General features: G+C 59.6%; 19 protein-coding genes. 9 read left to right on the forward strand and 10 right to left on the reverse strand.

Going from position 1 to position 14103, the window contains the following annotated elements:
- The first annotated feature begins 21 nt into the window (after nucleotides 1-21).
- From AF71_RS12575 to AF71_RS12595, 5 genes are all read left to right on the forward strand, one after another.
- Nucleotides 22-1602 carry a cytochrome ubiquinol oxidase subunit I gene (locus tag AF71_RS12575; RefSeq protein ID WP_169681511.1) on the forward strand — a complete coding sequence of 527 codons (1581 nt, stop codon included), beginning with the start codon at nucleotides 22-24 and terminating at the stop codon, nucleotides 1600-1602.
- Nucleotides 1603-1607: 5 nt separating this feature from the next.
- Nucleotides 1608-2762, forward strand: a complete 1155-nt coding sequence (gene cydB / locus AF71_RS12580; protein WP_169681513.1) for a cytochrome d ubiquinol oxidase subunit II — start codon at nucleotides 1608-1610, stop codon at nucleotides 2760-2762.
- A 12-nt stretch (nucleotides 2763-2774) separates the two neighbouring features.
- Entirely contained in the window at nucleotides 2775-2885 is a 111-nt protein-coding gene (gene cydX / locus AF71_RS12585; RefSeq protein WP_018857158.1) for a cytochrome bd-I oxidase subunit CydX, read from the forward strand.
- Nucleotides 2886-3057: 172 nt separating this feature from the next.
- Nucleotides 3058-3654, forward strand: coding sequence for a DJ-1/PfpI family protein (locus AF71_RS12590; RefSeq protein ID WP_018857159.1), 597 nt, complete (start codon nucleotides 3058-3060; stop codon nucleotides 3652-3654).
- A 21-nt stretch (nucleotides 3655-3675) separates the two neighbouring features.
- Entirely contained in the window at nucleotides 3676-4026 is a 351-nt protein-coding gene (locus AF71_RS12595) for a ribbon-helix-helix domain-containing protein (protein ID WP_169681515.1), read from the forward strand.
- 12 nt (nucleotides 4027-4038) lie between these two features.
- On the opposite strand, the gene AF71_RS12600 is transcribed toward AF71_RS12595, so the two are convergent.
- Nucleotides 4039-4527: a GAF domain-containing protein gene (locus AF71_RS12600; protein ID WP_169681517.1), complete on the reverse strand. Its 489-nt coding sequence runs from the start codon at nucleotides 4525-4527 to the stop codon at nucleotides 4039-4041.
- A gap of 378 nt (nucleotides 4528-4905) precedes the next feature.
- On the opposite strand from AF71_RS12600, the gene AF71_RS12605 reads away from it, so the two are divergent.
- The 3 genes from AF71_RS12605 to AF71_RS12615 all read left to right on the forward strand — a co-directional run bounded on the left by AF71_RS12605 (nucleotide 4906) and on the right by AF71_RS12615 (nucleotide 6816).
- Nucleotides 4906-5166 (forward strand): hypothetical protein, encoded by a 261-nt coding sequence (locus AF71_RS12605; protein ID WP_018116204.1) that lies wholly within the window; start codon nucleotides 4906-4908, stop codon nucleotides 5164-5166.
- A gap of 60 nt (nucleotides 5167-5226) precedes the next feature.
- Nucleotides 5227-5712 (forward strand): NUDIX domain-containing protein, encoded by a 486-nt coding sequence (locus AF71_RS12610; protein WP_018857163.1) that lies wholly within the window; start codon nucleotides 5227-5229, stop codon nucleotides 5710-5712.
- A 117-nt stretch (nucleotides 5713-5829) separates the two neighbouring features.
- The gene (locus tag AF71_RS12615; RefSeq protein ID WP_112666962.1) at nucleotides 5830-6816 is read left to right on the forward strand and encodes a DMT family transporter; all 987 of its coding nucleotides are present in this window, start codon (nucleotides 5830-5832) and stop codon (nucleotides 6814-6816) included.
- 80 nt (nucleotides 6817-6896) lie between these two features.
- Here AF71_RS12615 and AF71_RS12620 read toward each other — a convergent pair whose 3' ends face one another.
- From AF71_RS12620 to AF71_RS12640, 5 genes are all read right to left on the reverse strand, one after another.
- Nucleotides 6897-7247, reverse strand: a complete 351-nt coding sequence (locus AF71_RS12620) for a hypothetical protein (protein WP_018116228.1) — start codon at nucleotides 7245-7247, stop codon at nucleotides 6897-6899.
- A 168-nt stretch (nucleotides 7248-7415) separates the two neighbouring features.
- Nucleotides 7416-7715, reverse strand: coding sequence for a hypothetical protein (locus AF71_RS12625; protein WP_018857165.1), 300 nt, complete (start codon nucleotides 7713-7715; stop codon nucleotides 7416-7418).
- A 102-nt stretch (nucleotides 7716-7817) separates the two neighbouring features.
- A complete protein-coding gene (locus AF71_RS12630; protein ID WP_018116230.1) occupies nucleotides 7818-8240 on the reverse strand; it encodes a secondary thiamine-phosphate synthase enzyme YjbQ in 423 nt (140 codons plus the stop codon).
- A gap of 81 nt (nucleotides 8241-8321) precedes the next feature.
- Entirely contained in the window at nucleotides 8322-8675 is a 354-nt protein-coding gene (locus AF71_RS12635) for a DUF1428 family protein (RefSeq protein WP_018857167.1), read from the reverse strand.
- Between the two features lie 199 nt (nucleotides 8676-8874).
- On the reverse strand, nucleotides 8875-9870 hold the full coding sequence (locus AF71_RS12640; protein ID WP_018857168.1) for a LysR substrate-binding domain-containing protein: 996 nt from the start codon (nucleotides 9868-9870) through the stop codon (nucleotides 8875-8877).
- Nucleotides 9871-10358: 488 nt separating this feature from the next.
- Between AF71_RS12640 and AF71_RS12645 the strand changes: the two genes are divergently transcribed.
- Nucleotides 10359-11384, forward strand: coding sequence for a porin (locus AF71_RS12645; protein ID WP_025659304.1), 1026 nt, complete (start codon nucleotides 10359-10361; stop codon nucleotides 11382-11384).
- 186 nt (nucleotides 11385-11570) lie between these two features.
- On the opposite strand, the gene AF71_RS12650 is transcribed toward AF71_RS12645, so the two are convergent.
- From AF71_RS12650 to AF71_RS12665, 4 genes are all read right to left on the reverse strand, one after another.
- Complete coding sequence (locus tag AF71_RS12650; RefSeq protein WP_018857170.1) at nucleotides 11571-11951, reverse strand: DUF427 domain-containing protein; 381 nt, start codon at nucleotides 11949-11951, stop codon at nucleotides 11571-11573.
- Between the two features lie 111 nt (nucleotides 11952-12062).
- On the reverse strand, nucleotides 12063-12950 hold the full coding sequence (locus AF71_RS12655) for a DMT family transporter (protein ID WP_192240800.1): 888 nt from the start codon (nucleotides 12948-12950) through the stop codon (nucleotides 12063-12065).
- 69 nt (nucleotides 12951-13019) lie between these two features.
- Nucleotides 13020-13820 (reverse strand): AraC family transcriptional regulator, encoded by an 801-nt coding sequence (locus tag AF71_RS12660; protein WP_018116300.1) that lies wholly within the window; start codon nucleotides 13818-13820, stop codon nucleotides 13020-13022.
- A 112-nt stretch (nucleotides 13821-13932) separates the two neighbouring features.
- A complete protein-coding gene (locus tag AF71_RS12665) occupies nucleotides 13933-14094 on the reverse strand; it encodes a hypothetical protein (RefSeq protein WP_018116301.1) in 162 nt (53 codons plus the stop codon).
- Nucleotides 14095-14103: the final 9 nt, after the last annotated feature.

Below are 14103 nucleotides of genomic sequence, written 5' to 3' on the forward strand. Positions count from 1 at the left end.
TGGGGCCGTGGGAGAAAAACAATGGAACTAGACGTCGTCGCGCTATCGCGCTTCCAATTCGCGCTGACCGCGCTTTACCACTTTTTATTCGTACCCTTGACGCTCGGACTCTCCGTGCTGCTCGCCATCATGGAGACCGTCTACGTCATGACGGGCCGCCACATCTGGCGACAGATGACGAAGTTCTGGGGCATACTCTTCGGCATCAACTTCGCGATCGGTGTCGCCACCGGCATCGTCATGGAATTCCAGTTTGGGATGAACTGGAGCTATTACAGCTACTATGTCGGCGATATCTTTGGTGCCCCGCTCGCAATCGAGGGGCTGATGGCCTTCTTCCTTGAGGCAACCTTCGTTGGCCTGTTTTTCTTCGGATGGGACAAGCTGTCGAGGGTCGGTCACCTAATGGCGACATGGTGTGTGGCACTCGGTTCCAATTTCTCGGCGCTATGGATTCTCGTCGCCAACGGCTGGATGCAGAACCCGGTCGGCTCGGCGCTCAATCCGCAGACAATGCGCATGGAAATCACCAGCTTCTTCGACGTGGTCTTCAACCCCGTCGCCCAGGCGAAGTTTGTCCATACCGTCTCGGCCGGCTATGTCTGCGCGTCGATCTTCGTTCTCGGTGTTTCGGCCTGGTACCTCCTCAAGGGCCGCCACCTCGAAATGGCGAAGCGCTCTATGACGGTTGCCGCCTCCTTCGGCCTTGCCTCGGCACTGTCGGTCGTCGTCCTCGGCGATGAAAGCGGTTACCTCGCAACCGAAAACCAGAAGATGAAGCTCGCCGCCATCGAGGCAATGTGGAAGACGGAACCGGCGCCTGCCGCCTTCACCGCCTTCGGCTTCCCCGATCAGGACGCGCGCGAGACACATTTCGCCGTTCACATTCCCTGGGTCATGGGTCTGATCGGCACACGCTCGCTGACGACGGAAATACCCGGTATCGACCAGCTGGAACGGGAGTCTGAAGGGCGTATCCGCGACGGCATCAAGGCTTACGACGCGCTGATGCAGATCCGTGCCGCCGCAACGCCGGACGCGGTTGCACCTCAACTCCGCACCTCCTTCGAGGAACTGGGGCATGAGCTTGGCTATGCCCTTCTTCTGAAGCGCTATGTCGACGATCCGCGCCAGGCGACTGATGCCCAGATCACCCAGGCCGCGCGCGACACCGTTCCGCATGTGCCGACGCTCTTCTGGTCGTTCCGCGTCATGGTCGGGCTCGGCATGTTCTTCATCGTCCTGACGGCGACCTTCTTCTGGCTGTCGGCACGGCGCCACCTGGATAAGTATCCACTGCTGCTGATGATCGCTGTCTTCGCCATCCCGCTTCCCTGGCTTGCCATTGAAGCAGGCTGGGTCGTCGCCGAGATCGGCCGCCAGCCATGGGTCATTGAAGGTGTGCTGCCGACCGCAATGGCCGTGTCGAGCCTTGGCGCAAGCACGGTTCTGCTGACGATCTGCGGCTTTGCCGCGCTCTATACAGTGCTGATCGTCGTCGAGATGACGCTGATGATCAGAGCCATCCAAAAGGGACCTGAGCCGGACAATGAGCCGGAAGCCGAGCTGATCTCCGAAACCCTCGTTCCAGCCGCGGAGTAACGATCATGATCCTGCACGAACTCATAGACTACGAAATCCTGCGCTTGATCTGGTGGCTGCTTCTCGGCGTGATCCTGATCGGCTTTGCCGCCACGGATGGCTTCGACCTTGGCGTCGGCACGTTGCTGCCCTTCGTCGCAAAGACGGATACGGAGCGCCGTATCGCCATCAACACGATCGGCCCTGTCTGGGAAGGAAACCAGGTCTGGCTGATCCTCGGCGGCGGCGCGATCTTCGCTGCCTGGCCGCCGCTTTACGCGGTCTCGTTCTCCGGCTTTTACCTCGCGATGTTCGCGATCCTCCTCGCGCTCATCCTGAGGCCGGTCGGCTTCAAATATCGCTCGAAGCGCGAGAGCGCCCGCTGGCGCAACAACTGGGACTGGGCGCTGTTCATCGGCGGTTTCGTTCCGTCGCTGATCTTCGGGGTAGCCGTCGGCAACGTGCTGCAGGGCGTACCCTTCCGCTTCGATCCGGCTGACATGCGCATCTTCTACGAGGGGTCGTTCTTCGGGTTGCTGAACCCATACGCGCTGCTTTGCGGCCTGCTTTCGGTCGCCATGCTCGTCATGCACGGTGCAGCCTGGCTGGTCCTGAAAGCCAGCGATCCGGTCGCGGAGCGTGCAAGAAGCTACGGCAGCCTGGCCGCGCTTGGCGTGATCGCCCTCTTCGCGCTCGGCGGAATCTTTTTGGCGCTTGGTGTAAACGGCTACAACATCACCAGCGAGATCGATCCGGCCGGTCCGTCGAATCCGCTCCTCAAGACGGCAGCGCATGACGGCTCGTGGCTGGCCAACTACGGCACCTATCCGTGGATGATGATTGCGCCGGTCCTGGGCTTCCTTGGAGCCGCGGCAGCCTTTGTCGCCATGCGGGCGAAGTGGGAAGTCGCAACGCTGCTTTTCAGCAAGCTCTCGATCTTCGGAATCATCTCGACCGTCGGTCTCTCGATGTTCCCGTTCATCCTGCCCTCCTCGCTCGAGCCAAACTCGAGCCTGACGGTGTGGGATGCCTCGTCGAGCCACACGACGCTATTCGTCATGCTTGTCGTGTCGCTGATTTTTCTACCGATAATCATCGCCTACACTTCCTGGGTCTACAAAGTTCTCTGGGGCAAGGTCGATGAAGGGACGGTCAACGACAAGAGCGGCCACGCTTATTAAAGGAGAAAGACGATGTGGTACTTCGCATGGATCCTCGGCTTGCCTCTGGCCGCCGCCTTCGCCGTCCTCAACGCCATGTGGTATGAACTGATGGACGACGAGGCAAAAAAGAAGAAGCAATAGCGACTTTTTTTGTCTGCCTGGCAATAGAACAGACGGGGACGCGCTCGACCGGTGCTTCCCCTTTGCTTTTTGCGCGCGCGGCCTCATCGGAATCTCGGCTGTAGTATTCTCTTAGTACCCGTTCGCTCGCCTGCCTTGCTAAGCTCCTCCCGTTGGTTTTGGGAGGAAACAGATGCCAGCTTCGAAGATTCTGATGATTACCGGCGACTTCACCGAGGACTATGAAACGATGGTCCCATTCCAGACGCTGCTCGCCTGCGGCTATACGGTTCACGCTACGTGCCCCGGCAAGAATGCCGGCGAGACAGTCGCGACCGCTATCCATGATTTCGAAGGCGATCAGACCTATTCCGAGAAGCGCGGTCACAACTTCGCGCTCAACGCAACCTTCTCCAGTATTCGCGCTGAAGATTACGACGCGCTCGTGATCCCTGGCGGTCGCGCGCCCGAGTATCTGCGCCTCAACCCTGATGTCATCAAAGCCGTCCGGCACTTCTTCGAGGCCGGCAAGCCTGTAGCGGCGATCTGCCACGGCGCTCAGCTCCTTGCCGCAGCCGGTGTCCTCAAGGGCCGCACCTGCTCGGCCTATCCCGCTTGCCGCCCGGAAGTCGAACTCGCCGGCGGCATTTACGCGGATATCGCCATCAGCGACGCGGTCTCGGACAGCAACCTCGTCACCGCACCGGCATGGCCGGCACATCCCTCCTGGTTACGGCAATTCATGGCTGTGCTGGACGCATCGGCGCTGCTACAAACGGACGCCGCCTGAGGAGACGGAGGGAGAGACGAGATGTGCGAGCTGTTCATCAAGGCGGACGCGAAGCTCTGGGAGAGCACGACTCGATCGTTGCGGATTGATGGCATGGTGACAAGCGTTCGACTGGAAAACTTCTTCTGGTCGAAACTGGAAGAGATCGCCAGGCGAGACCGCATGAACGTTACGCAGCTGATTACCAGGTTGCATCACGAATCCATCGATGCCGGCCACGATCTCGGGAACTTCACGTCTTTCCTGAGGGTGTGCTGCGCGCGTTACCTCGATCTCCAGCTGACAGGAGATATCCCGGCGGATGTCAACCAATCGATTGCCGGGCTGAATGCTCCGGCAATCCTCGTTCGCGAGCGGGAGAAATATCACTGAGCCCGAAAGGGTTCAGTAGCTCGCCTCGACGAAAATCCGCGCTATAGCCTCGACACCGGCCTGATCTTCAGCGTCGAAGCGGGACGCAGTCGGGCTGTCGAGGTCGATGACACCGAGGATCTTGCCGTTGTGATGGAGCGGCACGACGAGTTCCGAACGGGACGCAGCATCGCAGGCGATATGCCCGGGAAATGCATGCACGTCCTCCACGAGGATCGAAGTCCCCTTCTCCACAGCCGACCCGCAAACTCCCCGGCCAACGGCAATGCGGACACATGCCGCCTTACCCTGGAACGGCCCGAGGACCAGCTCGCTGTCCGACTTCAGGAAGTAAAAGCCAGCCCAATTCAGATCCGGCATCATTTCGAACATGAGAGCCGAGGTGTTCGCGGCGTTGGCGATCGTATCGCTTTCTCCGTGCAGCAAGCCCTTCAGTTGCTGGCTGAGCTCCCCGTAAAAATCGGCCTTGCTGGCGGAATTAATGGTCGCAGGTTGAAACATGTCCGTGTCGCTTCTGTTTTTGTGGTGAGCGTCGATATAGTGACACGCATGCCGATTGCCAAACGCAATCGTGATGGCCGGGACGGAGCACTGTGTCACTAGATGGTGATAGTTATCGCCAGCCACCTTGTCGGTCGATGATCCGACTCTATCTAGTTCCCTATCACGACCTATTGCGGTCGTGACCCAAGTCGGCCGGCAGCTGCGGTTTGCGCACACGGCGATATCGGGCGATGGTCAGGTAACGCGCCTGCCGCCCCTCATTGTTAGGGCATTCCGACGAGCGGAGCAGCTATGTCGACCAGAGCTGCGCACGAAGTCATGAAACCGCTTCGGCTGGGCAGATAGATCCATTGATTTCAAGCAGAGGTAAGAACGATGACACCGGAAGACAGACGGGCGGTCTTTAGCCACCGCCAGATAGCGGCAATCATTGAAGGTATCATGCAGGAAGATGGCACCGAACTCCCGATCACGGGAAAATCACTTGGCGAGGCGATCCTTTTCGTATCGGAGGAAGCGGCAACCAGCGCGTCCAGCGCCCATGTCATTTACGGCGAGAACGGCTCGCTTAGCTATACCGATTGCCTGAGCGTTTACCGCGACTATGGCGTGGCCCTTCGCCAGACCCCAAATTAAAAGCAGGACGCTGGGCCTTCACGCCCAGCGTTCCTCCCAGAGCAAAAGGATGCAGTCGAGATGGCCAAGCGGAGTGCAGGCCTGCTGATCTACCGCCTCCGCGATGGTAGCTACGAGGTCCTCCTGGTTCATCCCGGAGGCCCCTACTGGGCTAAGAAGGACATCGGCGCGTGGTCGATCCCCAAGGGCCTCGTGGAAGAGGACGAAGATGAGCTTGATGCCGCAAGACGTGAAACCCGCGAGGAGTTGGGCGTAGACGTCGAAGGCAGTTTTCACCATCTCGGGGAATACAAACAACCCGGTGGCAAGATTGTCGTCGCCTGGGCCATCGAGGCCGACACCGATCTCAAAGCCATTGCCAGCAATCACTTTCAGATGGAGTGGCCGCCGCGCTCCGGCGTGATGGCGGAATTTCCCGAAGTCGACCGAGCCGAATGGTTCACACTACCGGATGCGGAGCAAAAGATCCTGAAAGGGCAGCAACCGCTGCTCGCGGATTTCCTTCGACGGCGGTTGCAGAGCCCGCTGGAGGTATATGCGACCTGAAGGCCGGTGAGAGCCTGGGCTTGCGATTGCGCATGGCAGCTATTCGCAATCGGCAATCGCTTTGCCGCCAGCTGTCCGTAAAAGTTGGAAGACTCTCCTCCCGGACGAATCTGATTCATGACAGCCCTCTCTTCAGCAACGCGCGGTGTTCTCATCGCGTTTGGCGCCTATGCCGTGTTCGCGTTCAGTGACGCATCGATCAAGATCCTGCATGGCGGCGTACCCGCCTATCAGATCGCCTTCATCGGCGCGCTGTTCGGTTGCGCCGCGCTCCCCTTCATCAAAGGCAGGGACGATTCCTGGCTCGATATCGTCCGGAGCACGAACCGTACTCTGTGGCTGATGAGATTCTTTTGCGGCGCGATAGGAGCAATAGCTTCGATCATTACATTCACAAAGCTCCCGATGGCCGAGGCTTTCTGTCTGCTGTTTCTTCTGCCGTCCTTCGTAACTATTCTGTCAGTCATCTTTCTCGGCGAAGATGTGCGCTGGCAGCGCTGGGCGGCCGTGGTCGTCGGTTTCATCGGCGTTCTGATCGTGCTGCGTCCGGGTTTTCGCGAGTTGTCCGCTGGTCACCTTGCGGCGGCAATCGGCGGCCTGGTTGCGGCAATCTCGATCGTCATCATGCGAAAGATGGGGCCCGCCGAAAAGCGCCTGTCGCTGTACGGTGCAGCGCTGCTTGGCACACTTGCCGTCAGCGGCATATTGATGCTCTCGGAGATGGTCGTTCCAACTCCGCGCCAATGGCTGTTCATTGCAAGCTACGGCCTGCTCGGTGGGGCGGGCAACGTCATGCTGATGACCGCGGCCCGGCTAGCGCCGGCCAATCTCGTTGCCCCTCCGCAGTATAGCCAGATGCTTTGGGCCATCGCGTTCGGATATTTGATCTTCGACGACGCCATCGACCTTGCTATGGCTGCCGGCATCGTTCTCATCATCTGCTCGGGCTTGCTGACGCTGGCTCGTGAAAAGAAACGCGGCACGCCGCTGCCGCGGGCGGTCGTTTCCGCTGACAATCAGGCGTCGCTTGCGACCTCAACCGACGAGACCGGCGACATTGAGCAACCGGCTCAAACGGCTTCGCACGCGATTCCTCAAGCCTAAAAAGAAACCGCCCTTGCCGAAGTCGAAAGACGTTTGCGAAGGCGGTTTTCTATTTTCTCAGGGTCTGGCGATCGTCGCCGTCAGCGGCGCAGGACCGGGCAGCCGCGGGCGTTGGCGAAGCTGATTTCGTCCGCGCCGCGGCGCGTCCAGCCCTCGACGATCACACGGCGAGGCGTGACGTCGACCACACGTGCACGACGGAAGCCGTAGTCACGTGCGATGTCTTCTGCCAGCCGCGGGTCACAGCCGCGGCCACGCGGCGGCGGGCGGTTATAGTCGGGCGGTGGCGGGCGGTAGTAACCCGGAGGCGGTGGCGGGCGGCCACTACCAATATAGACGTCTACCTGGGCGGAAGCCGGCGCAGTCACCCCGGCAACCGTGCCGACAACGAGCAACGTCGCAAGGCCGGCCTTGGCCAGAAATTGCATCATCGAAATTCTCCCTCGGGTACGGCAAAGGCCTTCCCCATTCGCTACACTCTTGCCGGCAAGGTCAGGTCCAACCCTTCCGGATTTGCGCATTCATATGCGATTCGCACAGAGCAGGCCGAAAATGGCGCGGGCAAGGCAAGCCGAGGGCGCCATTGTGGACGAAGTCATTTAGCGGCGGATCACGGGGCAACCGCGAACGTTGGCGAAGACCATCTGGTCCCAGCCGCGATGGTCGCGGCCCGAAACGACGACACGGCGCGGCGTAACGTTGGTGACGCGCGCTGAGCGCAGACCCGACCAACGTGCCTTCTGAACCGCCTGCACGGGCGAGCAGGCATGCATTGGACGGTGCTGAACATGGACTGGTGGACGTCCCCATTCCGAAGCCGAGGCATTCGGCGTAGCGAACGGAATCGAGGCCAATGCGATAAGAGCGGCAAAGGAAGCCTTGGTGATGAAATGGGTCATGATACGACTCTCTAAATGGTTGCTTACATCTCCCGTACGGGATTGTGCAGACCATAACCCTATGAAAATGAATGATCTTCGAACTGGCCGTTCAGTTCAGGTTCAGCCGCCGAGATGCAGCACGATCTCGCGCCGATGCGGCCTGTCGCGGTGTTCGAACAGGTAGATTCCTTGCCATGTGCCGAGTGCGAGCCGACCGCCGATAACCGGAACGCCGATGGAAACCTGCGTCAACGCGGCTTTGATATGCGCGGGCATATCGTCGGGACCCTCCGTCGTATGGACAATCCAACGCATCGAAGGATCGGAACTGGGTGGCACCAATCGACGGAAGAATCCGTCGAGGTCGGTGCGAACATCCGGGTCGGCGTTTTCCTGGATGAGCAGCGAGCATGAGGTGTGGCGCACGAAAACCGTCAGCAGCCCTTCGGCCGCGCCAGTGGCGCGAACGAAAGATGCTGCTTCTGCTGTAAACTCGTAAAATCCTTGCCCCCTGGTGGAAATGCTGATGATCTTCTGGGGCATGAACGATGTTCCACTTGCATATCTCTTGCGAGACGAGACGTTCGGCTGACCTTATGTCAGTACCGCATTTCCTCCGAACTCTCAAAGCTGCAGGAAGGGAACGAATCCACCGAAAATCATCCGTTTGCCATCGAAGATGGACTTCCACGCGTCGCCTTGAAGGCGCGGGTCTGCCATCACCTTCTTCATGATGTCGTCCCGGTCCTGGCGTGAGCTATAGACGATCCAGGAAAAGATCACGACTTCATCATCTGCCGCCTGGACCGCACGGGGAAACGAGGTCAGTTCCCCATATGGCACATCATCGGCGATGCATTCGACATATTCCTTGGCCCCATAGGACTTCCAGACTGCGCCGGTGGTGGCGGAAAAGGCCTTGTACGCCTCGATGTTCTTCTGCGGCACAGCCACGACGAACCCATCGACATAGGACATGTTTTTCTCCCTTAGCGTTGTTGCGCGTCCAAGGACGAACGGAGGCGGCTTGGACCGACATCCCTCTTCAACTTAAGATTAGGCAGGATCGGCGATAGGCAAGAGAATTGCCGCCGGGAATAATTTCGAGCCGACTGTCGACAGCTTCTCTAGGGCGCGGCGAATGGCGAAGATCGGCGTCGCTGCGCTCGGGCGCGGGCTAAGCGCCGGACAACTCGATAAGCCGCTGCGCCTGCATGTCGGCCTCCTGGCACTGCGTGGTGACGCGCAGCGTTCGGAACTGTTCCACGAGAAAGTCGACGAGCGCCCGAACCGCAGTCGGCAGTCCTCGAGAGGCCGTAAAGACGAGATAGATCGTGGCCTGCGACATCCGGTAATCCGGCAGAAGGCGGACCAACCGGCCGTCGCGTATCCCCTCGGCGCAGATGTGGTCGGGCAAAAGCCCTACCCCGACCCCGGCATAGATAGCCTCTAGAATCGCCGACACGCTGCGGCAACTCATGCGTGGCTTGTGCTGGTGCCGGTATCGAGTGCCATCCGGTCCGGTGAATTCCCAGACATCCAAATCCTGCCACTCCGTCATCGGCCCGGCAAACGATACCGTTGGTGCATCGGCAAGACATTCGACGCCTTCGATCGACGGCAGCGAGCTCGCAACCTTCTGGTTGGCCACAAGGATCAAATCCACCTTGCTGAGCACTCGCATCGTCAGTTCAGAATCGGTCTCCTCGGTCAATTGCGCCCGAACTGCAAGATCAAGGCGCTCATCGATGATGTCGACTCGCCGATCCGTGGTGAGTATCTGCAGCTGCACCTTGGGGTATCTATTGAGAAACTCCGGGATCATGGTGCCAAGAGAGCCGTCCAGCAATCCGTGCGGCACGCTTATGCGGATTTGCCCCTGTGGCTCGCCGGTTGCATCGTTGATCGCCTTGGCGGCGCGATCGGCTTCGCGCAGCATGTTTTCGCAGTGATTGTAGAAGGCGCGTCCGATTTCCGTCACCCGGAACCGGTTGACCGTTCGCTCGAGCAGCCTGACACCAAGCCGCGTCTCCAGCGCAGTGATGTGCCGGCTGAGCTTTGATTTCGGCATGTTCAGCACCCGCCCGGCGGCGGAAAAGCCGTTGTGACGAACAACTGCGGCAAAATAGACGAAATCGTTCAGATCCTGGAAAACACCCTCTGCATTGAGCATGGGGCACCCCTTTCAGTAAGCACGACAGGCCGGCGGCCCGTTATCGCTTACCTGTCCCGGCAGATGATGCCAACCGCCACGAACAAGATTTCGTTCCAAATTTGGAACACTGCGTTCCAATCAGCGCCCTTCAGTTCGACCGGCGGCGGGACTATCTGCGGGGAGATTTCCTTTGGCGCCATTGCAATGATGGCGCCAGACGCGCTCCCACGAGCCTCCGAAAACAGCACCGGCCACCGCGATGCCCCGCAGAGTTGCGGCGCAAGGTGTCTTTGCGCCTAAGTGATTGATATTGTTACATAAAAACCACACAAAGAGCCAAACGGCTGTCTCAACGAGGGATTTTCATACCGGGAGAATTGATAGATTTAATCAAGGATGAAATTAAGGCTTCGGCGGTTCGCTGATCCGCCAGCCGAAAGGCAGACTATCGGAACCGCCCCGTCTCCCACGGTGGCAGTTCACTCGAAAAGGAAATGGATTTTCAAATGAACATACGGATGGCTTTGCTGACCTCCGCCGCAGCATTTGCTGCTGCGTCCACGCCGGTCTTTGCTGCTGACGCAATCGTCGCAGCTGAACCCGAGCCAGTTGAATACGTCCGCGTCTGCGACGCGTACGGCACGGGCTACTTCTACATCCCGGGCACCGAAACCTGCCTCAAGGTCAGCGGTTACCTGCGTTTTGAAGTCTATGGCGGCCCGGATCAGAAGGGCACCTCGGACTGGAACGCCCGTACGCGCGCTCAGGTTCAGTTCACCGCCAAGAGCGACACCGAGTATGGTCCGCTCACCGGCGTTATCGTTCTCCGTAACAACGGCGACAACGCTTCGACCAACTCGACCCTGGACTCGGCATATATCGACATCGCCGGCTTCCGCGCTGGTCTGTTCTACAGCTGGTGGGATGACGACCTTTCCGGCGAGCCGGACGTTCTCTCCAGCTTTGAAACCCTGCACAACTCCATTCGCTACCAGTATGAAAACGGCGATTTCTACGCCGGCATCAGCGTAGACGAACTGGAAGACGGCTACTTCAAGGACGGTGAAAACCCGAACAACGTTGGCGTCGCCCTCGGCGTTGGCGGCAAGGCTGGCGTAGTCAGCTACCAGCTCATCGGCGGCTACGACACCGACAACGAAGAAGGCGCTGTTCGAGGCATGATCTTCGCTGATATCGGCCCTGGCACCCTCGGCCTGGCAGGTGTCTATGCATCTGGTCCGAACTCCTACTACTCTCAGTCGGAATGGACTGTTGCGGCAGAATACGCGATCAAGGCGACCGACAAGTGGACCATCACCCCGATGGCCCAGTACTTCGGCAACTACGTTCCCGATCTCGACACCTTCCACGGCAACTCGTTCGACGGCCTCGGCGATGCCTGGAAGGTCGGCATCACGGTCGACTACCAGATCGTCGACAATCTCTATGCCAAGGCAACCGTCGACTACACCGATCCGGACGACGCTGACGAAGTAACGAAGGGCTTCTTCCGCCTGCAGCGCGCGTTCTAATCAAACTCCCCGGCGCCCTGGATCAACCTAGGGCGCCGCCTGGTACTGCGTTTTCTGATCCGATTGACCTCCGATCAGTTACGGGGACTGGTCCGGTTTCCCTGCCGGACCGTCCTTGTTTCCTCCCAAGAATCCGCGGCTCCGCGGCGAACACTACCTTATTCGGCGTTTCGCCCATGAGCTGCACTAGCCCGGAAACTCCTCAACCGAGTCGACCCGATCGGGATAGAAAGCGAGGTGCTCCTTGATCTCGCTGACAGCGGCATACGGACTTTCATAGGTCCAGATCGCATTCACGACCTCCGCACCGCCCAAAACAATGTTGAAATACGACGCCTCGCCCTTATACGGGCAGTAGGTATGGTGATCACTCCGGGTGAGAAGCGCCATATCGACATCAGCGCGCGGTATGTACTGAACGGCAGGATAGGACGCTTCCTTCAGCGACAACGCATTGCGACTATCGGCAATAGCCTGCCCGCGCAGCTTTATGACGACGCGCGCAGGATTGGGCGTGACGGTAATCGGGTGATCGGGACCGGGTATCTTCATCGATTGTGCAGACATCGGCAGCTCCTTCGGCCAGAACTCAGATATAGGAGCCGCGCCATCAAATTGCAGGAGCGGCCGTGGCGGGTCCTCGCTTCCGCCGCCCGTGAACGGCACCGGCAAACAACGCTACTTTGCCGCCATCGCCCGTCGCTGAAACAAGCCGAGTCCTAGGACAGCCGCCAGCACGCAGCCGACGCCGGCAACTTGGTTGGAATGCAGCGGCTCACCGAGTATCACGAAGGCCATCAATAACGCGGAAACCGGTGCGACTGCGGTGAAAAGCGACGCCTCGACGCCGCTCACACGCTCCGCCCCGGCATACCAAAGGATGAAACCGACAACGGTCGGCACCAGCGCGTAGTAGATCGCTGCCGACATCGCACCTGCCGAGAATTCCCGTGGCACACCTTCTGCCAAGACGGCCGCCACCATGGCGACGCCGAAGCCAATCCCCGTCATCAATGCAGACTGCGTCAGCGCCGAGATCGGTGTGCTGAGGTTCTTGTTCAGGAGTATGAACAGGCTTTCGCAGATCACGGCTCCGAAAACCAGTGCGTTGCCAGGCAGGGATCCACTTCCGGCATCGGGTGAAAGCGCGATGAACAAAACGCCGGTTGTCGCCAGCACGATTGCCAGCACCATCGACGAACGAGGCTTTTCGCGCAGAACAACGACGGAAAGCGCCCCGGCGACAACCGGCAACGTCCCGATGATGACGCCCGCGTCGGCCGCGGTGGTCAGCTTCAGGCCTGAGATCAGCAAGGTCGTGTAGCCAACACTGCCCGCACCGGCCTGAACGAAGACGATGATCCAGTCGCGAAGCGGCAAGCTTGGCAGGCGGGTCCCGGTCATACCCATCAAAAGTAGGAAGAACGGGAAGGCAGCGGCGAAGCGCAGAGCTGTCGCCGTGAACGGCGGCATGCCTGACGCAATGACCCGGCTTGCGATAACGGTGCTGCCAACCGTGATCATCGCCAGAGTCAGATAGAGGTAACCTTGCAAATGTCGCTGCATCGCCTTCTCCTGTTTGCGCAGAAGAAAGACCATAATTATCTAGCGATCTTGTATGAAATTGCAGCGCAGTTAGGCGACCGCATTGGCATAGGCGCGCGGAGAGACCCCATACTTCCGCACAAACACGCGCGTCATGTGGCTTTGGTCGACGAAGCCGCTGGCAATGGCGGCCTCCGCCAAGGGTGCGCCGCCCGCGATCAGACGCCGCGCAAGATGGATGCGGCGCTGGACCAGATAGGCATGTGGCGTCATGCCGGTTGCTTTCGCGAAACCCCGCAATACCTGAAACCGGCTGAGCCGGCTCGCACGGGCCAGGTCGGACAGAGAGATTGCCGCTGTAGGATCGCAGTCGATCATTTCCTGCGCGGTCCGAATGGCCTGGGGTGCACCCGGCCGATCGTTCGGGACGGCCTCCGCAAAGACGCGGGCGACGAGTTCAAGCAGGGCTTGCTCCAGCTGCAGTTGCCGCCCTCCCTCGTTGGTCAAGAGCGCAAAAACTGCCTCGAAGTGCGCCGCGATCGCCTTGTCATGCAGCACCGGATGCGCAATCTCGACCGCCGATCGTCGTCCCCCTGTAACTTCGGAGAGGTTGGCAGTGATCACCGCAGGGTCGAAGTAGAGGATTCGCCACGACCTGCCCTCACCGATCGGCGTGCCATCATGCACTTCGTTCGGATTGACCGTGATGATGTCGCCGGCACCAGCCTCGACCATCCCACGCCCGCTCAGCGATTTCTGCGCACCTGACGAAACCAGCCCGATGCCGAACTGCTCATGAGTATGGCGCGCGAAGCTCCGGCCGCTACTGGCAGCCACGGCCTCAATGCCGGCAACCGCCGACCTGAACATGCGAAATTGACTGCGGGCCATGAGTGGGCTTTCAGAGATGAAGCCGCATAGTGCCAGCCGAAGCCACCGAAAACAACGGCAAGCGACACCCCTCGCTGCCCATCGCCTCAAGCGATCATGCTGGCCAAAGTGCTCAATGGAGCGTTTCGCCCAGATCCTTGTCTGCCAGAATCGCCCAGACATCATCGAGCGCGGCAACCAGGATATCGGTGAGCTCGTCTCCGCGATTCTCGAAAAAGGCAGCCTTGGTCGCTTCATCCTGCAGTTCGAAGAAGCGCTCGATTTCGTTCGACATCTCATTGTC

The sequence above is a fragment of the Rhizobium sp. 57MFTsu3.2 genome (assembly GCF_012932765.1).
GTDB lineage: Bacteria > Pseudomonadota > Alphaproteobacteria > Rhizobiales > Rhizobiaceae > Rhizobium > Rhizobium altiplani.